We start from the raw sequence: 22,102 nt of genomic DNA, 5'->3' as shown, positions 1-22,102 counted from the left end.
CCATTGGTCAAGCCGCAATTTCCGGGACCAGCGTTGCTGATCAACGCCCCTGGTCGGGACGCGCCGATGGCTGCGCCTTACCGGACAGTCGGGCGCCGTTTGGTGAGCCACCGCATGACGTCCAGTGCGTGGGACGCGGGCTCCGGGATCGGGTGGAACACGTGCTCGACCACCTCGTCGGTGACGATCAGTGTCAGCCGCTCGTAGAGCGTCATATCGCCGGCCGTGAAGGTGGGCAGCCCGAGCTCGGCGGCCAGGGTCAGCCGCGGATCGGGTATCAGGGGGTACGGCAGGCGGAGCCGGTGCACCAGTTCACGCTGGTAGCCGGTTGACTGTGCGGACAGCCCGTAGACGCGCGCCACTCCAGCGCTGAGGATCTCCGTGTGGTGGTCGCGGAGCCAGGTGGCCTGCTCGGTGCCGCCCCGCGCGCCGGGGATCTCCAGCAGGCTCCTGGGCAGGTCGACACCCGGTCGCCCGCTGAGTGGATAGATGAATATGACGCTGCGTCCAGGGCCGAGGGCGCCGAGATCGACCGGCCGACCGTCGGTGGCGTAGAAGCTCAGCGGCGGCAGAGGCGTGCCAACCAGGCCTGCGGGGTTGGCGCCAGCGGCCGGGCCACCGGTCACCACCTGACTCGCGGCTGCGTCGAGGCGCGCGTCGAGGGCGTCGCGCTGGGCGGTCAACTTGCCGATACGTTCCTGGACAGCGTCGACGGTGCTCCGATACGTCGCCAGTGCCGCCGCGCACACATCCGCGTCGTCAGACCCGTCGGTGATCGACTCGACGAACGGGCGGGTCTCCTCGACGGTGAGACCCAGCGCCATGAGCTCGCGAATCTGCGCGACCAGGCGTAGGGCGATCGGCTCGTAGTCGCGATAGCCGTTGCTCAGCCGCCGTGGCACGACCAGCCCGGCCGACTCGTAATACCGCAGGGCACGCACAGTCGTCCCAGTGCGGCGTGCCAGCTCACCCACTCGCATCCGACAACCCTAAACCCGCACCTCAAGGTGCAGGTCAAGGTGTTCATCGTCGCGGTGGCGGGACCGCATTTCTCTGTCAGTCTGGCCCCGTAGACAGGCGAGAACAGGGAGTACGTGATGACAGCTATCAGCCGGGTGATCGGTCGACAGGTCCTGGACAGCCGTGGCAACCCCACTGTCGAGGTGGATGTGGTCCTGGCGGACGGCTCGGCCGGCCGGGCCACCGTGCCGTCCGGCGCGTCGACCGGGGCGAACGAGGCGGTCGAACTGCGTGACGGCGACCCGGGACGTTTCCATGGCAAGGGCGTCAGCAACGCCGTCGCCGCGGTCACCGGGGAGATCGCCGAGGCGGTGCTCGGTCTCGATGCGGAGGACCAGGCGCTGGTCGACGAGACGATGATCGAGCTGGACGGCACGAAGGACAAGGGCCGTCTCGGCGCGAACGCCATTCTGGGCGTCTCCCTCGCCACGGCGAAGGCCGCGGCCCTTGCCCATCGCCAGCCGCTCTACCGCTACGTGGGTGGGGTAGGTGCCCGCCTGCTGCCGGTGCCGATGATGAACATCATCAATGGTGGGGCGCACGCCGACAACCCGCTCGACTTCCAGGAGTTCATGATCGCTCCGGTCGGTGCGGCGAACTTCTTCGAGGCCGTGCGGATGGGCTCCGAGGTGTTCCACACCCTGCGCCGATCCCTGGCCGCGGCCGGGCACAGCACCAACGTCGGCGACGAGGGCGGCTTCGCGCCGAACTTCGCGACCGCCGACGAGGCACTGCGGTTCGTGCTGCGCGCCATCGAGGACTCCGGCTACGAGCCTGGCCAGGACATCACCATCTGCCTGGACCCGGCCAGCTCGGAGTTCTACCGGGACGGCGTCTACGAGTACGCCGGCGAGGGCCGTACCCGGACCATGGAGGAGCACGTCGACTACCTCCTCGACCTGGTCTCCCGGTACCCGATCAGCTCGATCGAGGACCCGATGGCCGAGGACGACTTCGCCGGCTGGAAGCGGCTCACGGCCCTGGCCGGCGACCGGGTCCAACTGGTCGGCGACGACGTCTTCTGCACCGATGTCAATCGGCTGCGCGACGGCATCGAAGACGGTTACGCCAACGCGATCCTGGTCAAGGTCAACCAGATCGGCACCCTCACCGAAACCCTCGCGACGGTGGATGCCGCCCACAAGGCGGGCTACCGGGTGGTGATGTCGCACCGATCCGGCGAGACCGAGGACACCACGATCGCGGACCTGGCGGTGGGCGTCAGCTGCGGTCAGATCAAGACAGGTTCGCTGTCACGCTCGGACCGGACGGCGAAGTACAACCAGCTCATCCGCATCGAGGAAGAGCTCGGTGCCCGCGCGCTCTATCCGGGCCGCCGCTGAGGTGTGGGCTCAGCCGGACAGGTCCTCAGGACGCTTCGCGGACGCGCAGGTCGGCCAGCCACACCTCGGCCAGGTCGCTGAGCGCGACGCCGAGGACCTCGCTGAGGCAGACCACGGTGCCGAACGCGGGTGCCGGGAGCCGACCCACCTCGATCTTGCGCAGCGTCTCCGGCGAGATGCCGGCCGCCAGGGCCACCTCGACGAGGCTGCGGCCACCTCGCGCGACCCGAAGCGCCGCCCCGAGACGTTGCCCCGCTGCGATCTGTTCCGGTGTGAGCGGTGGGCGAACCATGTGAGCAGGATAGATCCGCCTTCTCGGACCGGCAACGCCGACCCGGCGGACACCCCCGACCAGCGTGGTATAAATATACCGCTACCGAGAGGAAGGGTTGGTCGTGATCGAGCTTAAGTCCCCGGAGGAGATCGGACGGATGGCCGTGGCCGGCCAGTTCGTCGGCGAGCTGCTGGCGGAGCTGCGTGAGGTCGCCGCCGTCGGGGTCAACCTGATGGACCTCGAGCACCACGCCCGCCGCCGGATCAAGGAGCGTGGCGCCGAGTCCTGCTACTGGGACTACACGCCGACGTTCGGCCGCGGACCGTTCCGCAACGTCCTGTGCCTCTCGGTCAACGACGCCGTGCTGCACGGCCTGCCGCACGACTACGCCCTGCGTGACGGTGACCTGCTGAGCATCGACATGGCGGTCGGGATCGACGGCTGGGTCGCCGACTCCGCACTGTCCGTCATCGTCGGCACCCCCTCTGCGGATGACCTGAAGCTGATCGAGGCCACCGAGGTCGCTCTGGAGGCCGCAATCGACGCCGCGCGGCCGGGCAACCAGCTCGGCGACATATCCGCCGCCATCGGCGGAGTCGCCCGCCGCTACGGCTACCAGGTCAACACCGAATTCGGCGGGCACGGCATCGGCCGCACCATGCATGAGGACGCCCCACACGTGCCCAACAACGGCCGCCCCGGCCGGGGCATGAAGCTCAAGCCCGGCCTGACGATCGCGATCGAGCCGTGGTTCTGCCGCAGCACCGACAAGATCAAGTTTGATGAGGACGGGTGGACGATCCGGTCCGCGGACGGCTCGCGCACGGCCCACTCCGAGCACACCATCGCGATCACCGAGGCCGGCCCCCGGGTGCTCACCCGCCGCCCCGGGCACGCCACAGGCACGGGCAACCGCAGCGGGCAGTCGGTCGCGACGTCCTGACGGGCGCCGCATGCGGAGTGCCTGCACCGCTGGCTCAAGCTCGCCGCCGACGAGCCGGTCGACGGGCGCTAGGGTCTGGGCGGGAGGTCCGAGGATGAGTTTTCGGTTGGCGGCGTACGCCGTGTGCATCGAGGACGAACGGGTACTGCTCGCCCGTTACGTGCCACCGACGGGAGACACGCACTGGACCCTCCCCGGCGGCATGGTCGAGCACGCGGAGGATCCGTTCGACGCGGTGATCCGTGAGGTCGCCGAGGAGACCGGCTGCGACGCGGTGGTCGAACGCCTGCTGGGTGTGGACTCGAGAGTGATTCCCGCTGCCGAGGCGCGGTTAGGGACCGAGCACCAGAATGTCGGCATCTTCTACCGAGTCCGTATCACCGGTGGCGCCCTCCGGCCCGAGCCGAACGGCGAAACCGCCGAATCGATCTGGACTCCGATCCACGACGTAGCTCGCCTACGCCGATCGTCGCTTGTCGACGTTGGTCTCGCACTGGCGCAGACCCTTCCGGTATCCGGCCACGTCGCCTCCGTCCCGGTCGGCGGTCTCGTTCAGCACTGAGGCCCGGCCGTGCCGACGCTCCCCCGCTGAAGGGGCCGCCATCCCCTGGTGCTGGCCCGAGTAGAACCGGTCACCGGCCGCAGGCCCCGCACGCACCGCGGGTGCGCAGGTGGTAGTCGCTTGACGCCGCGAGGAGTCCGAGCCCCAGGATGCAGTACGCCGACATCGCCACCCAGAGGAACGTGTCGGAGAACTGGCTGATCGACCCTGACGTCAACTGCAACAGCCCCATACCGAAGTAGGCCACAAGGCCCGCCCCGAGCCCGAAGCCGGGCACCAGCAGCAGCAGACGAGGGATCGTGCGGCCGGCGAGCAGCGGCACCCACCCCGGCCAGATCTCGCCCCAGCGGTGTACCAGTGCCAGCGGCAGCAGCACTCCGGCCAGCAACAGGCCGATCTCCAGCCCGATCACGGAGGCGTCGTGCGTGAGTCCGTCGAATCCCACCACGACCTGGGCCGCGAAGCGGGTGACGAGGCCGGCGACTGCGGCGTACGCGGCCCAGCGCGCCCACCGCGCGGGTGCTGAGCGCCGCGGGCCCGGTCGGACCGTCCGGCAGCAGTCCGGACAGTCGCCCCGGGTACGCCGCTGATAGCGAGCGGTGGCCAGACCGAGCAGAACCGCTCCGGTGACACAACCGAGCCGGCTGGCGAACGCCACCGGGTCGAAGTACGGGCCGACCGTGAACAGCAGGAAGCCCACCAACTCCGGCAGCAGAATCGCGGCTGCCGCGACCAGTGCCCCCGCGACCGTCCAGGCGGCTCCCGCAAGCGCCGGCCGCCATGTCGCCGCCCGGTCCAGAGCAACCGCCAGGACGCCCGCGGCCACGCACAACGCCACTGACCGCCAGCCGGTGAAACCGACCAGGTCCGACCCGAACTGCCCGAACTCCGGAGCCTCGCCCACGGTCCACGCCAGACGTACGCCCCCGTATGCCACGGCCCAGCCGAGCACTGCGTACGTCAGGCCGTGGCCGCTCCTGCGAGCGGTCGATGCCGATGTGTTCATGCACCCGATCCTCCCGGCGCCCGGGCGCGGGCGGCCCCCGCCGGCAGGGGAAGGCACTCCCTCGCAGGAGGGACCAGCGAGCATGCCGCCGGACGCGCGTACCCCGGTGCCTCGGCGTCCTGGCCACTCACCGTCTGGAGGACGTTGCGTGACGCCCGAGGGGTCCGGCAGCAAAAGCGTTAATGCCCGTCACGTGTCCCGGTCGCGCATGTCGTCATGTGGCCCGATCTCCCCGCACCGGCGTCGTCGTGCCCCCTCCGACGAGTGCCTACGACTGGCCGGCGGTGGCCTCACGCTGGATCTGCTCGAATTGGGCGGCTATCGCGGCGGCCAGGGCCTGTGCGGCGGACAGCGGACGAACCATGACCGTGAACTCATCGATCAGGCCGCTTTCGTCCAGGTGCAGGAAGTCGCAGCCCTCGACGGCGACGTCGCCCATCCGCGCCTCGAACACCAGCGCGTGATCGCGACCGCCGTCGCCGCTCAGCTCACGGACGTACCGGAAGTCCTCGAACACCCGCAGCACGCCGCGCAGGATCGCCGCGGTGATCGCCTTGCCCGGATAGGGCTTGAACGCCACCGGGCTGCGAAACACCACGTTGTCGGCCAGGGCCGCCGCGACGGCGTCGAGGTCGCGTGCTTCAACCGCCGCGCGAAAGTCGATCACCGCGCCAGGGTACGGGGTTTTGCTCCCGCCGCCGGACGCCAGTACTCGTCGAGTCAAGCGGGGGTTAGGCCAGCGCCGCTGGCAGGGCGAGGAGGGCGAAACGGATCACCCGGCCGAGCAGGCACGCGACGGCGAACTCCCAGCGTCGAAGGCCTGCGGTGCCGGCGGCGAGGCTGACTACGGCCAACGGTGGAACCCCGACCGTGGCGGAGACGAGCACCGTCGGAACGGCGGTGCGGCGGCGGGAGAGCCAGCGCCGGATCCGCCCGGCCCAACGAGCGGCCCGGGCCGCCGCGCGACCTGATCGGCTCCGGTGCGCGAGCTTCTGGGCCAGCCGCCCCGTTCCGTGACGCGCAGCTTCGAACAGGAGCAGTTTGCCGGCGGTTTGCCCGAGCCCCAGAGCGAGTACGGCGACCAGAGCGTGGCCGCCACGTTGCCCGGCGACCACGGCGTACGCCTCGGCGTTGACGACCGGGACGAGCGCCGAGGCGAGACCGTACCCGAGCGCCACCGCCACCTCGGCGAGGCTGCTCACGCCCGGCCGTCCCGTTCGAGCAGGCGGACCACCGCTGCGGCTGACCACAGCTTGACCGCGACGACGGCGACGGCGACGGCCAGCGCCAGCCGGTGCTGCCCGAACGCGACGGCGCCGACAACCCCGGCGGTGTTGGCGGCCTTGGCCAGGGGTGACCAGTTCAACGCCCATACCCGCCGGTCAACCAGATAGAAGTAGTTGGGGCTGATCACGGGCCAGCACAGGAACGCCAGCGACAGCATGGTGTCCAGCACCAGGAACGAGAGCAGAAACACCAGGGCCACGACCGCGACATCGGGTACGAGTGAGACCAGACCTACGCAGAGCACCGCGGTGCACGCGCGGTCGCTCACGATATCGAGGACGGCCCCCGCCCGGGTCTCCTGTCCGAGCCGGCGGGCGGCCCAGCCGTCGAGCACGTCGCCGAGCCAGTAAATTCCGTACGCCACCGCCAGCAGTACCACTGAGCCGGCGACGAGGGCGGCGACACCGACGGTGACAGCGGCGACCGTGCGGATGACGGTGATGTAGTTGGGAACCGTACGAAGAGGGCCGACGTTGATGGCGGTGCGGGAGTCAACAAGAGTCACCCCTGCAGCGTCGTGCTGTGAGCGTTCCGGGCGGAACGTGCCGCGGTGCCGATCTGGTCGCGGGGGTGGCACCGGGGTGCCGGCCGATCTGGTACCTGGGTACCTGGCCGGTTAACGCGCTGGTCGCAGAGACTGTGCAGGTGATGACTGGTATCCGGGAATGGTTGCGCGACCCCGAGCGAGTGCGCCGGCTCGCTTACGGAGTGGCGGGCTTGATCGTCGCCGTCGTCGTCACGACCGTCGAGGGGGGCCTGTCCGTGCCGGCGGGCTGGGCGTGGCTGGTACTGCCCGTCGGCCTCGTGGCCATGACGCTGCGGCCCCGCTACCGGGCCCTGGTCTTCGCGGTCTCCGCCGGGTTCGTGGCGATGGTGAGCACCGGAGAGTCGGTGCAGTTGGGCCTCGCGGCCGCCGGCCTCGTGTTCGTCTCGATCTGCGAAGACCCGGCCCGACGCCCGTGGCTGGGGTGGGTGGGTGGCTTGATCGGCGCGGTCGGCGCCCTCGCTACCGCGCTGATCAACCAGCGGGGGCTGTACGAGCAGCCGTTCGTCTTCGTGGCGGCCGGCTACCTCCTGGCGACCCTGTTGCGGTCGTGGTCACGCGGCTACGCCCTCGCTCAGGAGACAGGCGAGCTGCGCGGCCAGGCGGCCTGGCTCGAGCAGCGCACAAACCTGGCCCGCGAGCTGCATGACGTGGTCGGCCACCACGTCACCGCGATGGTGGTTCAGGCCGAGGCGGGGCAGCTCAGCGACGACCCCGGGGCGGCGCTGCAGGCGATCGCGGGCAGCGGACGCACCGCACTGAGTGAGCTCGATACGCTCGTCGTGCACCTGCGCGATCCGAACGCGGCGATCGCGGTGACCGCGCCGCCACGCCTGTCCGACATCGACGAGCTGCTCGCGCAGCCGCTGCGCCAGCAGGGCGTGACGGTGCAGGTACGCTTGGACGCTGAGCCCGGCCTGGACGAGATCGGCGTGTTGACCGCCTACCGGATCGCCCAAGAGGCCCTCACCAATATCGCCCGCCACGCGAAAGCCACGGCCGCCTGGGTCGAACTGGTCCGCGTCGGCGACCACGTCCGTCTGCGGGTCAGCGACGACGGCATCGGGCCACCCCATGCACCCACGCGCGGCTCGGGCCTGCTCGGCATCGAGGAGCGCGTGCGCGCACGCGGTGGGAGCTGGGAGCTGAGCCAACGCTCCGGCGGCGGCACCCTGATGCAGGCCAACCTGCCGGTGGCGACACCGTGATCCGTGTCGCGATTGCCGACGACCAGCAGCTGGTCCGCGACGGCTTCAGCCTGATCCTGCGTTCCCAACCCGACATCCACGTCGCAGCTGAGGCTGCCGACGGCCGGCAGTTGCTCGAAGCCGTGCGTCACGACTCCCGCATCGACGTCGCCCTCGTCGACATCCGCATGCCGGTGCTCGACGGCCTGCAGGCCACCCGCGAACTGGCCGCGATCCCGCACGCCCCGGCCGTAATCGTCGTAACCACCTTCGACGACGACGCCTACGTCCTGGACGCCATCGCCTCCGGCGCGCGCGGGTTCCTGCTCAAGCGGTGCAGCGCCCGCGACCTGATCGCCGCGGTGCGCACCGTCGCGGCCGGCGAGGCGATCCTCTCCGCCGAGGTCACCGGCGCCGTACTCGACCGGGTACGCGCGACCGGGCCGGCCACCCGCGTGGAACTGGCCGCCTACCAGCTGACCGCTCGGGAGACCGACGTGCTCGCCTTGATCGGTGCCGGGCTCAACAACAACGAGATCGCGGAACGCCTCTACCTATCCATGAGCACCGTCAAGACCCACGTCACCAACGTGCTGGCCAAGACCGGCAGCCGCGACCGCGTACGCGCCGCCATCCTGGCGATCCAGGCCGGCCTCGCACCTTGACAAGAACCAGCAGCGGTCTCGCTCGGCGTATCCAATCGCATGCTGACATGTCGGTTGTCCGCTGACATCGACCAGGTTAATCCGGAGCCCGGCCTGGAGCGCCCGCGTCCGGTGGAGTGACGCCCGATCTACCGGGTCATCCGGCGCTTAGCAGCGCCAGGCCCAGCGGGGTGAGCGTGTGGTGCACGGCGTTGCGGTCGCGGGCACTGGTGACCAGACCCGAGGAGCGCAGCACGGCCAGGTGCCTGCTCGCCGACGGGACGCTGATGTCGAGCCGGTGGGCGATCTCCGACGTGGTCCCGCCTTCGGCGGTCAGCACCAGGATGGCGGCCCGGGTATCGCCCACCAGCGCCGACAGGGATCCGGCCGCAGCCGCCGTCGACACCACCCGGGCGTGTGGATGGATGGAATAGATCAACACCGGTGGCAGCAGCGGATCGGCGAGCACCATCGGCTTGTCGTGCCGCTTGAAGTAGCAGGGCACGAGCAGCAACCCCCTACCGTCCAGGTGGAGGTCACGCTCGGCGATGTAGTCGGTGATCGTCAGGACGCCGCCGTCGAACCTGGCGGTCCGGTGCAGGTCGTTGAGCAGCGCCGACAGGCCTGGTTCAGCAGCCGTCGGGACCGCAACGCCCGGTCGGCGTCGAACGCGGAGCGGATCACGTTCCACAGGGGCAGGATCGCGAGCCGGTAGTAGAGCTGAAGGCCGGCCCCGAGCTGGCGCAGGGCGGTCACGTCGCCGGCCGCCAGATCCGCGACGGCCGACGAGAGCCGGACCCCCGTCGACCGGAGCGTCGCCAGGTCGATGGCGAGTCTGGCCTTGGGCGTGCGCAGCAGGGCGTCCAGTCCCGGCTCGAACCCGCCGGCCGCCTCGGTCGGGGTGAGGAAGTCCGGGAAGTAGCCCACCGGCGGGTTGATCGACAAGGGCAACGCAACCTCGGCCCGGTGTCCGTGGCGCTGATGCAGCAACCCGCACGTTCGTTGCCGCCACACGGCCAGCAGCGGATCCTGGCACCGGAGCCGCAGCCAGTGCATGCTGAGCATGCTTTCCCACAGCGGATCAGGCGTACAGGCGATCCGGGTGCGGACGAGGTCCGCAGCGGTGAAGTGAATCCGAAGCATGACGGTCCCCCGGTCGACTGGACGTGCGTCCAGTCTGACGGCCGGCCAGCCGTCACGATTCCGCCGACCGGATCGACTGGGATGGTGCCCCAAGACTCTCTTCAGCGCGGGCTTCAGCGCCTCGTCGGCATCGCGCCTGGCTGCCTCATACCGGCTGCAACTAAGACGGAAGTCAATGCTTGGGTATCAACCCAAACAAGGTCGACAACTTGCCGCTTGACCAGAACTTCGGATGCCTGACCGGTGAGTTTGCGCTACAGCGCAACGAGATCGACAGGACCGGGACGGTCCGTCCATGATCGCGCGATGAAGAGAATTTTGCGCAAGGCCGGCATCGCGGCGGTCATCGCAACGGTGGTGGCCCTCCTTGCCCCGTCGACCGCGTTCGCCGTGTCGAACCTGCCCAACAACAGCGCGCTGCGGCACTATTCGGGCTACAAGGGCACGGGGAACGTGCCCGTGCCCATGTATAACTCCAGCAACCAGAAGATCGGCGAATACCAGCTCTTTGTCGAGTACTGGTACACCCCGGGGGACGGTACGTACAACGTCGAGGTGACGGCCTGCGTCTGGGACAGGCTCGCCAACGGGCGGGGCGTGATCGCCCGCGTCCTGTTGAAGTACGGTTCGAACTCCAGCGAAGAGGTCAGCAAGTTCAAGGCCTCCGGCGGGTGCACTCATCAGACGGTGTACGACGACGCCCCGGCGCCGGTCTGGGCCGTCGATGTCGACTTCGGCGAGGACTGGGCCGGTGTGCCCTACAGGTACGCCGGGAACTACGACCGGTACACGTCGGAGAAACTGCCGTACTGGCCGTACTTCGGCACCAGCTAACCGAACCAGGAGAAGCACCCGCGCCGGCGGTGACAGCGCAAAACACTGTCACCGCCGGCGTTGTTCATACCCCGATGGTCTCGCTGCCTGCCCCAATCTGAGGGGGCACAGGCCGGACTCCGGGGTCAACGCGCTCCGGCGCTCCCGTGGCATCCGCACCACCGACTGATAGCGGACGTACGAGGGTGCATCTTTGCTTCCGACCACCAGCGGCCGGCCGAGCGACACACGGTTCAGGAGGCGGTAGCGCTCATCGCCCAAGCGCTCCTTCTATCGGCGGTGCAGCACGTAGCCGCGCCCCTCGTTGCTCGGGGTCACGCAGGTTTTGAACATGCACTGCCGGACGGACCGGGCTACTCCTCCGGGACGCGCGGCCCAACCTCGCCCCGCTTCAGGTGCTCCGCGTTGCGGTCGGCTTCACTTTCGGCGTGCGCCGCCCCGGAGCCCGGGTCGGTCGTTCGGCGTCCCTCGGCGTCCTGATACACCTCGCCGGTCTCGAGGGCTCTCTCCTGCTGACTCTGCTCAGGGCTGGTCATAACCACCCAACTACCCTCCGGCCCGCACCACAAACGGTCACACCTGCTGACCCACGAGGGCGGCCGTGTTTCTCGGAGGCGGTAGGCCGCCGGCCTGGCGATGCGGGAGTGGCGCTGATTCTTCACTCCGATGTCACCAATCGATCCCCTAGGCGACCTGTCGGTGTCTGTCCGCAGGAGTTGGCTGTCGATCGTCGCACTTGTCTGGACCAGGAGCTGATCCACGTGCCTTCCTCTCGTCGTACCTTTCTCGCTGGCGGCGCCGCCGCCGGCGTAGGCCTTGTCGTCGCCGGCGGCCTGCCGTCCCTGGCGCAGGCCAACCCGGGCCGGCCTCACCCGCCGGTCAAGGCCGGCCACGTGCCCTTCCCGCCGCTCGTGGACGACCCCGACGGCATCCTGGCCCTGCCCGAGGGCTTCAGCTACACCGTGGTCACCCGGACCGGTGTCACCCGGCTCGACCGCGGCCAGGGCATGACCCCGGCCGACCACGACGGCATGGCCGTCTACGACGCCGGACACGGCCGTTACACCCTGATCCAGAACCACGAGATCGACCCGGGCGCCGAGTTCGGCGTACCGCACGTCAAGGGCACGGTGTACGACTCGGGCGCCGTCGACGCCGGCGGTTGCACGGTGATCAAGACGGACCGTGCGGGGCGGAACCTGGGTGAGTTCGTCGCCCTCTCCGGCACCATCTCCAACTGCGCCGGCGGGCCGGCCCCCTGGGGGACCTGGCTCACCTGTGAGGAGACCGAGGACCGCGCCGGCGACGAATGGGAAGAGGGCGGCCGGTCCGGCGTCTACCAGAAGGATCACGGCTACGTCTTCGAGGTCTCGGCCGACGGCAGCGCGGACCCGCGGCCGATCAAGTGCCTGGGCCGCTACTCCCACGAGGCCCTGGCGGTCGACAAGGACCGGACCAGCGTCTACCTCTCCGAAGATGCCGACGGGCCCAACGGCCTCTTCTACCGTTGGACGGCGCCGCGCGGCGTCAAGCTCGGTCCCGGCGTGCTCACCCGCCTCGCACCGAACGCCGGCGTCCTCGCCGCCATGCAGATCATCATGGACGACGGCTCGGTGCTGCCGGACGTCGCCTACCTGACCTCCGCTCAGCTGGGCCGGCCCTTCCCCGTACGGTGGATCGAGGTGCCCGACCGCGACGCGCGGAACAAGCCCGTGCGCGAGCAGTTCACCGATGGCCAGGTCACGCGCGGACGCAAGTTCGAGGGCGTGTGGGGCACCGACGAGGGCGTATACGTGGTCAACTCCTACGCCTGGGACGACGGTGACCTGCCGGCGGACGCGGCTCCGCACGATGGCATGGTCTGGTTCTACAACTACGAGGCCCAAACCATCCAGCTCGTGACGTACTTCCCGCACCAGACCGCCTCGGAGGAGGGGACGCCGGTCCGGTACAACGACCTCACCTTCGACGGCCCGGACAACGTGACCGTCACCCCGTGGGGAAGCCTCGTGCTCGCTGAGGACGGCTCGGGCGCCTCCCACGTGCTCAGCACCGTCCCGGGCGGCCCGACGTACGCGATCGCCCGCAACCAGCTCAACGACTCAGAGTTCTGCGGACCGACCTTCACCGCCGACGGCAAGGTGCTCTTCGTCAACATGCAGGACCCCGGCCTCACCCTGGCCATCACCGGCCCGTGGGAGAAGTACCTGGGCTAACGGAACCAGACCGACCGGTGGGGGCAGGCGATCGCGCCTGCCCCCACCGCGTGTACGACGCCAGGTTCGGCCGGTGGGGGCAAGTAGAACCTCGGAGGTGTACGAGGTCCTCGGGTCACGAACCGTCCGGAGCCGCAGCCGGCTGCTGTCCCGGCCAGAACGGCCACTCCTCGAACGACCGGCAACGTCCGTCGTCCGCGAATCGCATGATCCACAGGTCGCGGTACTCCTGGTTGACCGGGTCGCCGTAGCGGACCTCCTGGCGCGACACCGCCGTGTCGCCGTCGACTGCGACGATCTCCCTGGTCATCTGGAATACCTCGTCGGGACCGTTGCGCTGCTCTTCCCACATCCGGGCGATGGCCGGCAGGCCGGCGACAGGCGTCCAGTACGGCCCCTGCTGGTAGGTCGCATCCTCGGTGAAGAGCGTGACCAGCGCGTCCGTGCACGGCGTCCGCCAAACCTGCTCGTAGGCGGCGAGCCAATCGGCGACGTGCTTCCTGTTCATGGACATCACCCTGCCATTCGCCGAGCGGCGGGCGGCGGGAACCGGCCAGCCGCGGGTCATGCGCTCGTCGACCCAGCGGCCGGGACGCCGTACGCACGGCGGTGGCTCAGTGGCCACGGAACGCCTCCTCGAGCCACCATGAGCCGCGCGCGGCGCAGACCTTGGCGTCGATTACCAGCGGCCGGGTACGGGGACCAGCGAGCCAGCGGCGTACCGGCCCGAGATCGTCGACGGTCCGGACGGTCAACCCGTCGCAGCCGTAACCACGGGCGATCGCGGCCAGGTCGGTCTCGGGGAAGGTGACCGTCTCCAACGGGTGCCCGTCCGGGCCGAAGTGGTGCACCTCGGCGCCGTACGCCGCGTCGTCGTAGATCACCACGAGGAGGGGTAGCGCCAGCCGGACGGCGGTGACCAGTTCGGTCGCGGACATGACGAAGCCACCGTCGCCGACCGCGGCGACGGTGAGCCGGTCCGGCCGGGCGACCGCCGCGCCGAGCGCACTGGCCAGGCCGAGCCCGATCGACTGGAACGCCTGGGTGAAACAGAATCCGGCCACGTCCGGCACGTCGAGCCACATCGACGGGTAGCCCATGAAGTTGCCGGAGTCGACCACCACCGTCCGGTCGGGCGGCAGCAGGTCGTCCAGGACGGCCGAGAGCGTCCTCGGGTCGATCGTCGCCGGGGCGCCGGCCCGCGCCGACCCACTCTCGTCCCGATACGGGACCGTCCGCCACCGGCCGTGGTCGCGAATCCGTTGTGCCAGCTCCGGCGTACGCCAGCCGCCGGTCCCGGCATCCACGGGCCCCGTGGAGCCGGCGCCCAGCCGACCGAGCACCGCCTCGGCGACCGCCGCCACCTCGCCGGCCACCGTCAGGTCGACCGGGCGGTTCACCCCGAACGCGGCCGGGTCGTGGTCTACCTGGACGACGACGGCGGAGGGCGGGATCAGCTCGCCGTGCCGGGTGGTCCACATGTTCAGCGTGCTGCCCCAGGCGACGACCAGGTCCGCCGCGCCGATCAGCTCGGCGGCGAGCGGGGTGGCGAAGCCGCCGGCCACGTCGATGTTCCACGGGTTCCCGGCGAACAGTCCCTTCGCCGCGGCCGAGACCGCGAGCAGCGCGCCGCACGCATCGGCGAGCCGGGTCAGCGGTTCCCGGGCCGCCCTGGCGCCCCGACCCGCGATGAAGACCGGTCGACGTGCGGCCTGGAGCGCGGCCAGCAACGGCTCGACCTGCGGGGCGGTGGCCGGGGGCGGCGCGACCGCAGGGACCGGGCCGGACCACGGTTCGGTCACTGTGCGCTGCACCTCCAACGGGAGGCCCAGCACGACCGTCGCGCCCCGGGCAGCGGCGCGGTACGCCGCACCCGCGTCCTCGGCCGCGTGCGTCGCGCGTACCCGGTGGAAGTCGGCCCCGACCGAGGTGGCGAGCGCCGGCAGGTCGATGAAGAAGTTCGACCGGGGCTCGGTCGCCTCCGGGGCCAGGACCACCATCGGGGTACGGCTCTTCGCGGCCTCGGTGAGGCCGGTCAGCGCGTTGGTGACGCCCGGACCCTGGTGCACCGAGAGCAGGCCCGCCGTCCCGGAGGTGCGGGCGTACCCGTCCGCCATGCTCGCCGCGCCGCCCTCGTGGGCCGCCGCCACGAACCGGGCGCCGGCCGCCACAAGCGCGTTCGTGACATGGAAGTTGCCGCTGCCGACCACCCCGAAGACGTACCGCGCGCCGTGTCCGTACAGAACCCGCCCGACCACCTCGGATACCCGCATCTGCGGCCCGGTCCTACCGTTCGACCAGCGCGAGGACCCGGCACGGGCTGCCGGACCCGGAGACGATCGGCAGTGGTCCGGCGATCACCACCGCGCCGGTCGCCGGCAGTTGCGCCAGGTTACGTAGCTGGGTCAGGCCGTACTTTTCCTGGCCGAGCAGGAACGAGTGGCACGGGAACGGCGGGTCGAACGAATGCGCGGCGCCCGCGTCGGTGCCGACCGTCTCCACCCCGACGCCCTGGATCGGCGACTCCTCGGCCAGCCAGCGGGCGCACTCGACGGAGATGCCCGGGGTACGCCCGGCGTTGGCGTACCGCTCCGGGTCGTCGCTGTACGCGTCCCAACCGGTGCGGTAGAGCAGCCAGCCACCGGCGGGCAGGGCACCGTGTTCCGCCTCCCACGCCTTGATGTGCTCGACCTCGAGCAGGAAGTCAGGGTCGTCGACGGCGTCGGCGGCGTGGTCGATCACCACCGCCGGGGCGATCAACTGGCTCACCGGGACCTGCGACACGTCCGCGCCCTGTTGACCGGTGACCCAGTGCACCGGGGCGTCGAAATGGGTGCCGGTGTGCTCGCCGGTGGAGAAGTTGTTCCAGTACCAGGCCGGACCGCGGTCGTCGTACCGGCTGATCTCGCTGAGCCGGAACGGCCAGGTCTGGCCGAACTGCTCGGGCAGACCCAGGATCGGGGTCTGGTCCGAGAGCGGAGCGGTGAGGTCGACAACCTGGATCCGGCCGCTGGAAAGAGCGGCGACAAACTCCTGCAGCACCGTCATGCGGCGACGGTACACCGCGCTCACGCTCCATGATGGACCCTCGAACGGGGCGTGTCAGCGGCGCTGCCCGCCCCGCGGCTCCACAGCGACCTTCCGCCGAGTCCGGGCAAGCGCGGCGCGGGGCGGATGCTGCGCAGCGCGGCGGAAGGCGGGCGGACGGCTCACAGGACGGCGAATCCCCCTCGCCAGGAGGGATAATTCGGGGTCCAGCCGAGGTGCTTGCGGGCGTAGTGGTTGCTCGCTCCCCGCGCCCAGCCGTGCCGCTCGCCCTCGGTCACCGCCGGGGCCGCGACCCCCGCCGCCGCGCAGAACGCGGGCACCCACTTCGCGGCCGGGGTGGGCTCGTCGTCGCAGATGTTGACCGCGCCGGACGGCCAGTCCAGGGCGGCGAGCGCGGCGGCGACGGCGTCGTCGACATGCAGCAGGCTGCTCACGTCCGCGTCAGCGGGGACCTTGCCGGCAGCGGCGAACTGAGCCATTTGGCCGTCCCGGGCGTACCAGGTGCCCGGACCGTAGAGGGTGCCGTACCGCAGCACGATCCACTCGGGTGCTTCCTGTACGGCGGACTCGAGCGCGGCGACACCGGCCACACTGGTCTGCCGCGGTTCGGGGGCGCCGAGGTCAAGCGCCGTGTTCTCGGGCGCGGGCTCGGCGCCCGGCTCGTACGCCCAGGCGATGCTCTGCGCCACGATCCGGCGTACCCCGGCAGCGAGCGCCGCGTCGACCAGGTTGCGGGTCCCGACCCGGCGCAGCCGCGAATTGGCAGCGAAGTCGCCCGTGCTCAGACTGGTCAACTGGTGCATCACCACGTCTGGCCGGACGGAGCGGACGGCGGCCACCACCGCTTCCCGGTCGAGAACGTCAACGGCGACCGCGCCGTTGCGGGCCAGCCCGGCGACCTCATGCCCCTGGGCGGTCAGGAGCGGCTCGAGCCGACGGCCGATGACGCCGGTCGAACCGGCGAGAAGGATACGCATGATCAGGCTTCTCCGTCAGTTTCGCGGGACGCGCGGCGATCCTTGCGCTGTTCGAGTTCCTCGGGGCTGACCAGCACCAGCATCTCCTGGCCAGGCGCGCACACCATGACGACCAGGAACTTGCTCACCCGGTCGGGCAGGTTGTTGGCGGCCTGGTAGTGGATGACGTCGCCGCCTGGCTCCCAGAACGACTCGCCGGCCTTGATCACCCGTTCCGGCTCGCCCTCCAGCTCGAAGATCATCTCGCCTTCGAGCATGTAGCCGAAGACCGGCCCGGAGTGCCGGTGCGGCGGCGAGCCGGGGTCGCCCGGCGGCAGTTCGATCGTCGCCGTCATCACGTGCGAGCCCTTCGGCAGCTCCGGCGGCATGGCCGTGCCGAGCAAGACGAGCTCGTTGTTCCCGATTTTCATGGTCTGCATGCATCGAACGTAACTCCGCCCGGACCAACGGAATGGACCACTCAGCAACGGGTCTGATGGACCAGTTGGCCAAGTCCGGTCAGCGCCGCCTTCCAGTCGTGTGCTGGCGGCGCCGCGTATCCGAGGATCAGGGCCGCTGCCTGCCGCTCATCCGCCGGATCGTGCCAGTAGCCACTGCTGAACAGGCCCGTCAGGTGCAGGCCTTGGCGGTGTCCGGCCCGGATCAGCCCGCGCTCGTGCGTCGCCGAGGTCAGCGGCAGCAGTGCGTGCACGCCAGCCGCGATGCCCTCCAGTGGGGTGGTGGTCACCTCGGCCAGGCGGTCGGCCAGCTCGGCCCGGCGGCGCCGGTAGGTCAGGCGCATGCGGCGGATGTGTCGGTCGTAGTGGCCCTGCGTGAGCAGGTCGGTCATCGCCAGCTGGTCGATCGACGAGACCGCGGCGCCGGCCTCCAGGATCACGTCAGCAAGGTCGCGGCGCAGGGGCTCGGGAACAACGAACCAGCCCAGGCGCACGCCCGGCGCCAGCGACTTGCTCGTGCTGCCGGCGTACACGATCCGCTCTGGCGCCAGCGCCTGCATCGCGCCGACCGGCCGCTGGTCGTAGCGAAACTCCCCGTCGTAGTCGTCCTCAATCAGGAACGCGTCGTGCTCCCGCGCCCAGGCGATGAACTGGTAGCGGTGCTGCGGGGCGAGCACCACCCCGGTCGGATGCTGGTGCGCCGGGGTGAGCAGCGCGGCCTGGCCCGCCGCCTCGTCCGGGTCGGCTCCGCCCGCGCCGACGGTGAGCGGGGTGACCGTCAGGCCCGCAGCACGGAGCACCATGCGGTGGTGGGCCAGGCCGGGATTCTCGGTGGCGATGGCGCGTACGCCGCGCCTGTGCAGCGCCCGCGCCAGCAGGGACAGACCCTGGGTGAATCCCGCGGTGATCACCACAGCGTCCGGGTCGCAGCGCACCCCGCGAGTACGCGCGAGATACCCGGCCAACGCCGCCCGCAACGCGGGCAGCCCCGTCGGCTCGGGGTAGTCCAGCGTGCCGCGCGACGCCGTCGCCAGCGCCCGGCGGACGCTGCCGGCCCAGGCCGCGCGCGGAAACGAAGCGAGATCAGGAATTCCCGGCCGCAACTCGATGGCCGACCCGGACGCCGTCGACGGCCGTGGTTTCCGCCGCGAGTCGGGCAGATCATGGCGTACGTCCGCGACCCGGGTGCCCGAGCCGGGCGCCGACACCAGCCACCCTTCCGCCACCAGCTGCGCGTACGCCTGCACCACCGTGCCCCGGGCCAGGCCCAGGTCAGTGGCCAGGCTCCGGCTCCCGGGCAGACGCGACCCGGCCCGCAACCGGCCGGTCCGAATGCTCTCTCGTAGCGCACTCTCCAGCGAACGACCCGGGAACCCCGCACCCCGATCGAACTCCAGATGCAGGTCGAGTGACTCCGCCATCCGCCAACGATCCCATCCGTGCGGCCGGCGCGACGTGTCGACGACGACTCAGGCAGTCAGCCAATCGACGGGCAGCCGCCGCTGAACCGCCGCACACTAAATGCGGTCATGTGATTCGCCTCGACACCGACTGTTATCGCTGGAACTGGTTCAGCTTCTGCGGGTTGAGGATGATCAACACTCGTTCGATACCGTCGGGTGAGGCGTCGACGGTGACCAACCCGACGGCGGTTCCTGCCCGCGACAGGAGGATCGCGGCCTGGTTGTTGGATTCGACGATCTCCAACGAGAGGTCGCTCCCGAACTTGCGGACCAGTCCCAGGATGTAACGCGCCACGTTGTCGCGTCCGACGATGGGCACCTGTGCGGCCCGGACGGTGCCGCCGTCGTCGGCGTAGGAAACGGCTGTCTCGGCGAGCAGTTTCTCGAGCTGGGTCAGGTCTCCGGATCGGGCGGCGGTGAGGAATGCACGCAGCAGACGGCCGTGCTCCGCGCGGGCGACCGGACCGCGCCGCTCCTGGGCCAGGTGCATCCGGGCGCGTCGGCCGAGCTGCCGCGCGTTCGCCTCACTGATGCCGAGTACCTCGCCAACCAGCCGGAACGGGTAGTCGAACGCCTCGTGCAGCACGTACACCGCTCGCTCGGCCGGGGTGAGCCGTTCCAACAGGAGCAGCACGGCAAGTTCGAGCGACTCGTTCCGTTCGGCCTGGAACATCGGATCGGCGGACGTGTCGACGGGCTCGGGTAGCCACGGCCCGGGATAGAGCTCGCGGCGGGCGCGAGCCGATGTCGCGGCGTTCAGAGCGACTCGAGAGGTGGTCGTGATCAAGAAGCCGATCGGGTCCCGTACCTGACTGCGATCGGTCTGCTGCCACCGGAGCCAGGCGTCCTGCACGACGTCCTCCGCCTCCGTGACGCTGCCGAGCATCCGGTAGGCGATGCCGAAGAGCCGGGGACGGACCGCGTCGAACACCCCGAGGGCGTCGAGCAGTGTCCCCTCTTTCCCTAGCCCTGCCATGACTGACGCCTCGTCCCTTCTATCCTCGGATGTGCGGATGAGCGCAATCCACTGCCGATATCGCCGCTGTCGCTGAGCACCGGCGCACATGTGGATACCCCGCACGGCCGTACTACAGCGTCGGCGCGTCACGCCAGGCACGCCATCGTCGGGGCACCGGGCCCGCAAGAGTGGGGTGACCTGCTCGGTGGACGGTCTGGCCGTCGGTACGGCGAGGGGCCGATTCAAGTAGATCGACACAGATCCGCACGAGCGTGCCGATGAGCCAGGTGACCGGGCTGTCGATGCTGTCCTGTTCGTCGTCCCGCATCGTGTACCAGCGGACGTATGTTTCCTGTACCGCGTACTCCGCCGCCGCGGCTGAGCCGAGCAGGCGGTGTGCGATGTTCTCGAGGAGGCGTCGTTCGGCGACGACCGCGCAGAACGCGCTGGGTAGCGCGGCCGACCGAGGTGGCCGGCGGGATTCGGGAACCATCACTTCTCCCAGTGGGCGGCCAGAGCCGGCGCGAAGCCGAGCCGAGCCGCTCGGCGGTCACGCAGCACCGTAAGCAGGATGATCACCAGGCCGACGAGCGCCACGGCCGCGTTTCCGGTGGTGAGGAGAATCGCCTCACCGATGGTGGCGTTCTCCATGTTGGCGAGGTGGTAGAAGAAGTGCGGCACCCCGAAGATCGAGTAGGCCGCCGCGGCGGGGATGACGAAGTGGGCCTTGGGTTTGACCGCCGCGATGCCCAGCAGCAACGCGATCGCCAGTGATGCGCTGCCGAAGTCCCGCGCGTAGTGCTCACTGAACGGCGGCGTGAGGTCCACCGTCGGGAAGTTCGTGTAGAAGCTCGCCGGCCAGATCGCGTTCCAGAGCCCGACCATGGCGTTGTCGACGAACAAGATCGCCAATGCGATGCGGATGATGATGGTCACGAGTTGTTGCTCCTTGCGCTGTCCCGGCCCGGCGTCCGAGCTGTCGCCTCAGGGGTGCCAGCCGACGGAGCTGGGCGCGTCGGATGCCCATCGCCGGTGGTGGGCGTGCTGTCACCGGTTCGGACCGAGCAGCTCTCCGATTCGTGACAGGCCGCCGAGCGGCCAGCCCTGCTGTCACGAATCGCGGCGCAGCTCGGTCCCACTTTCGGACGCCGCGGTCGGCGGCGGCGAAGGGAGCATGCCATGTACGGACGTGTCGCCGAGGGCGTGACCGGCGAGCCCGGCACCGGCCGGGCACCTCTCATTCGTCGTACCCTCGGGTTGATCGTCACGGTCGGGCTCGCTGCTGGTCTCCCGCTGGCGGTCGCGCCGACCCCGGTGTTCGCCCACGGCGCGACGCACTCGATCACGCCGGCGGACGGTGCCGCGCTTCCGACTGCCCCGCGCCGGGTTGAGGTGGTGTTCGCCGCCGCGATCACCCCGGACAGCACCGTCACGATCATGGACCGCACGGGAACGGACTGGGCCGGCGGTCGACCGGCCGTCAGAGGCGCGACGTTGGTCCAGCCGGTGGATGCGGGTATGCCCGACGGCGGGTACGAGATCAGCTGGCGAGCAACCGTCACCGATGGACACCCGGTGGCCGGCACGGCCGCGTTCACCGTGGGAGCGGGCGCGGCGGCTGCCGCCGCGGCGAACCCGTTCCGAGCCCGGGTCACCCACGGTGGAGTGGTCGCGTTCTACGCCGCCGCGGGCGTGGCCGTACTCGCTCTCCTTCTCGCGATCATGACGCTTTCACGCGGTGTCTACACCGCCGGCAGGCGTAGCTCGCCGGCCTCGGCGCCGAGCGCGCGTGAGCATTCCACGTTTTAGGCGTTTTGCTGAACTTTGGCCTTGGCGGGAAGTCAGATAGGTAGGACCAACAGTGATGGCACAACGGTTGATGTCCCTTTCGCACCGGCGCCCGGACCGGGCGACGCGCCACTGCAGGGTCGCGGCTGACGTGGATCGGGAGGTAACTCAGTGCGTATCGCGGTAGCCGGCGGGACCGGCTGTGTCGGAATACGCGTCGTCGACACCGTTGGGGCTGCCGGCCACGAGCCCGTCGTCCTCGCCCGACACCCGTCACGCCAGAAGACCGCACCCGAGGCTCTGCGGTGACCGCGCTGATCCGGATCGCCCTAGTACTCCAGCCGGGGATCGTGATCATGGTTCGATGAGGGCTTGTCGGGTGTAGTGGCTGGCCTTGGCGCGGGCTTGGTGGCGGCGTCGACGGATGG

General features: G+C 70.1%; 25 protein-coding genes. 8 read left to right on the top strand and 17 right to left on the bottom strand.

Features of this window, described 5'->3' with window-relative positions; translation table 11 throughout:
• Window positions 1–77: 77 nt before the first annotated feature.
• Entirely contained in the window at window positions 78–980 is a 903-nt protein-coding gene (locus ACFYPS_RS34800; protein WP_354962962.1) for a MerR family transcriptional regulator, read from the bottom strand.
• A gap of 117 nt (window positions 981–1,097) precedes the next feature.
• Here ACFYPS_RS34800 and eno point away from each other — a divergent pair, with 117 nt between their 5' ends.
• Window positions 1,098–2,363, top strand: a complete 1,266-nt coding sequence (gene eno, locus ACFYPS_RS34795; protein ID WP_354962963.1) for a phosphopyruvate hydratase — start codon at window positions 1,098–1,100, stop codon at window positions 2,361–2,363.
• 25 nt (window positions 2,364–2,388) lie between these two features.
• On the opposite strand, the gene ACFYPS_RS34790 is transcribed toward eno, so the two are convergent.
• Window positions 2,389–2,655, bottom strand: a complete 267-nt coding sequence (locus ACFYPS_RS34790) for a helix-turn-helix domain-containing protein (RefSeq protein WP_089016955.1) — start codon at window positions 2,653–2,655, stop codon at window positions 2,389–2,391.
• A 103-nt stretch (window positions 2,656–2,758) separates the two neighbouring features.
• Between ACFYPS_RS34790 and map the strand changes: the two genes are divergently transcribed.
• Window positions 2,759–3,580, top strand: a complete 822-nt coding sequence (gene map, locus ACFYPS_RS34785) for a type I methionyl aminopeptidase (protein WP_354962964.1) — start codon at window positions 2,759–2,761, stop codon at window positions 3,578–3,580.
• A gap of 106 nt (window positions 3,581–3,686) precedes the next feature.
• A complete protein-coding gene (locus tag ACFYPS_RS34780) occupies window positions 3,687–4,142 on the top strand; it encodes an NUDIX domain-containing protein (RefSeq protein ID WP_354962965.1) in 456 nt (151 codons plus the stop codon).
• A gap of 70 nt (window positions 4,143–4,212) precedes the next feature.
• On the opposite strand, the gene ACFYPS_RS34775 is transcribed toward ACFYPS_RS34780, so the two are convergent.
• The 4 genes from ACFYPS_RS34775 to ACFYPS_RS34760 form a co-directional block, all read right to left on the bottom strand.
• Entirely contained in the window at window positions 4,213–5,148 is a 936-nt protein-coding gene (locus tag ACFYPS_RS34775; protein ID WP_354962966.1) for a hypothetical protein, read from the bottom strand.
• Between the two features lie 268 nt (window positions 5,149–5,416).
• Entirely contained in the window at window positions 5,417–5,815 is a 399-nt protein-coding gene (locus ACFYPS_RS34770) for a nuclear transport factor 2 family protein (protein WP_354962967.1), read from the bottom strand.
• A gap of 64 nt (window positions 5,816–5,879) precedes the next feature.
• Complete coding sequence (locus ACFYPS_RS34765; RefSeq protein WP_354962968.1) at window positions 5,880–6,350, bottom strand: VTT domain-containing protein; 471 nt, start codon at window positions 6,348–6,350, stop codon at window positions 5,880–5,882.
• Entirely contained in the window at window positions 6,347–6,940 is a 594-nt protein-coding gene (locus tag ACFYPS_RS34760) for a CDP-alcohol phosphatidyltransferase family protein (RefSeq protein ID WP_354962969.1), read from the bottom strand. The genes ACFYPS_RS34765 and ACFYPS_RS34760 overlap by 4 nt, the downstream gene beginning before the upstream one ends.
• Before the next feature lie 17 nt (window positions 6,941–6,957).
• On the opposite strand from ACFYPS_RS34760, the gene ACFYPS_RS34755 reads away from it, so the two are divergent.
• On the top strand, window positions 6,958–8,187 hold the full coding sequence (locus ACFYPS_RS34755; protein ID WP_354962970.1) for a sensor histidine kinase: 1,230 nt from the start codon (window positions 6,958–6,960) through the stop codon (window positions 8,185–8,187).
• Window positions 8,184–8,831, top strand: a complete 648-nt coding sequence (locus ACFYPS_RS34750; protein ID WP_354962971.1) for a response regulator transcription factor — start codon at window positions 8,184–8,186, stop codon at window positions 8,829–8,831. Before ACFYPS_RS34755 ends, ACFYPS_RS34750 begins: the two co-directional genes overlap by 4 nt.
• A gap of 136 nt (window positions 8,832–8,967) precedes the next feature.
• On the opposite strand, the gene ACFYPS_RS34745 is transcribed toward ACFYPS_RS34750, so the two are convergent.
• Together ACFYPS_RS34745 and ACFYPS_RS34740 are read right to left on the bottom strand one after the other, a co-directional pair.
• The gene (locus tag ACFYPS_RS34745; protein ID WP_354963299.1) at window positions 8,968–9,315 is read right to left on the bottom strand and encodes a winged helix-turn-helix domain-containing protein; all 348 of its coding nucleotides are present in this window, start codon (window positions 9,313–9,315) and stop codon (window positions 8,968–8,970) included.
• A gap of 59 nt (window positions 9,316–9,374) precedes the next feature.
• A complete protein-coding gene (locus ACFYPS_RS34740; protein ID WP_354962972.1) occupies window positions 9,375–9,953 on the bottom strand; it encodes a hypothetical protein in 579 nt (192 codons plus the stop codon).
• Between the two features lie 306 nt (window positions 9,954–10,259).
• Between ACFYPS_RS34740 and ACFYPS_RS34735 the strand changes: the two genes are divergently transcribed.
• Together ACFYPS_RS34735 and ACFYPS_RS34730 are read left to right on the top strand one after the other, a co-directional pair.
• The gene (locus ACFYPS_RS34735; RefSeq protein ID WP_354962973.1) at window positions 10,260–10,787 is read left to right on the top strand and encodes a hypothetical protein; all 528 of its coding nucleotides are present in this window, start codon (window positions 10,260–10,262) and stop codon (window positions 10,785–10,787) included.
• 761 nt (window positions 10,788–11,548) lie between these two features.
• Window positions 11,549–13,003, top strand: coding sequence for an alkaline phosphatase PhoX (locus tag ACFYPS_RS34730; protein WP_354962974.1), 1,455 nt, complete (start codon window positions 11,549–11,551; stop codon window positions 13,001–13,003).
• 115 nt (window positions 13,004–13,118) lie between these two features.
• Here the strand turns inward: ACFYPS_RS34730 and ACFYPS_RS34725 are convergent, their stop codons facing one another.
• The 9 genes from ACFYPS_RS34725 to ACFYPS_RS34685 all read right to left on the bottom strand — a co-directional run bounded on the left by ACFYPS_RS34725 (window position 13,119) and on the right by ACFYPS_RS34685 (window position 20,822).
• Window positions 13,119–13,511: a nuclear transport factor 2 family protein gene (locus ACFYPS_RS34725; protein WP_387330439.1), complete on the bottom strand. Its 393-nt coding sequence runs from the start codon at window positions 13,509–13,511 to the stop codon at window positions 13,119–13,121.
• A 106-nt stretch (window positions 13,512–13,617) separates the two neighbouring features.
• Entirely contained in the window at window positions 13,618–15,276 is a 1,659-nt protein-coding gene (locus ACFYPS_RS34720) for a thiamine pyrophosphate-binding protein (protein ID WP_354962976.1), read from the bottom strand.
• A gap of 13 nt (window positions 15,277–15,289) precedes the next feature.
• Complete coding sequence (locus ACFYPS_RS34715; protein ID WP_354962977.1) at window positions 15,290–16,051, bottom strand: cyclase family protein; 762 nt, start codon at window positions 16,049–16,051, stop codon at window positions 15,290–15,292.
• A 161-nt stretch (window positions 16,052–16,212) separates the two neighbouring features.
• Window positions 16,213–17,028 (bottom strand): NAD(P)-dependent oxidoreductase, encoded by an 816-nt coding sequence (locus tag ACFYPS_RS34710; protein WP_354962978.1) that lies wholly within the window; start codon window positions 17,026–17,028, stop codon window positions 16,213–16,215.
• Window positions 17,029–17,030: 2 nt separating this feature from the next.
• Window positions 17,031–17,447 (bottom strand): cupin domain-containing protein, encoded by a 417-nt coding sequence (locus ACFYPS_RS34705; protein ID WP_354962979.1) that lies wholly within the window; start codon window positions 17,445–17,447, stop codon window positions 17,031–17,033.
• 41 nt (window positions 17,448–17,488) lie between these two features.
• A complete protein-coding gene (locus tag ACFYPS_RS34700; RefSeq protein ID WP_354962980.1) occupies window positions 17,489–18,886 on the bottom strand; it encodes a PLP-dependent aminotransferase family protein in 1,398 nt (465 codons plus the stop codon).
• 133 nt (window positions 18,887–19,019) lie between these two features.
• On the bottom strand, window positions 19,020–19,904 hold the full coding sequence (sigJ, locus tag ACFYPS_RS34695) for an RNA polymerase sigma factor SigJ (protein WP_354962981.1): 885 nt from the start codon (window positions 19,902–19,904) through the stop codon (window positions 19,020–19,022).
• A 112-nt stretch (window positions 19,905–20,016) separates the two neighbouring features.
• Window positions 20,017–20,379, bottom strand: coding sequence for a sigma factor (locus ACFYPS_RS34690; protein ID WP_354962982.1), 363 nt, complete (start codon window positions 20,377–20,379; stop codon window positions 20,017–20,019).
• Window positions 20,379–20,822, bottom strand: coding sequence for a hypothetical protein (locus ACFYPS_RS34685; protein ID WP_354962983.1), 444 nt, complete (start codon window positions 20,820–20,822; stop codon window positions 20,379–20,381). The genes ACFYPS_RS34690 and ACFYPS_RS34685 overlap by 1 nt, the downstream gene beginning before the upstream one ends.
• 243 nt (window positions 20,823–21,065) lie before the next feature.
• On the opposite strand from ACFYPS_RS34685, the gene ACFYPS_RS34680 reads away from it, so the two are divergent.
• Entirely contained in the window at window positions 21,066–21,695 is a 630-nt protein-coding gene (locus ACFYPS_RS34680; protein WP_354962984.1) for a copper resistance CopC family protein, read from the top strand.
• Window positions 21,696–22,102: the final 407 nt, after the last annotated feature.

The sequence above is a fragment of the Micromonospora sp. NPDC005087 genome, assembly GCF_042872965.1.
Lineage (GTDB): Bacteria > Actinomycetota > Actinomycetes > Mycobacteriales > Micromonosporaceae > Micromonospora.
This window is presented reverse-complemented; position numbering and strand designations above follow the sequence as displayed.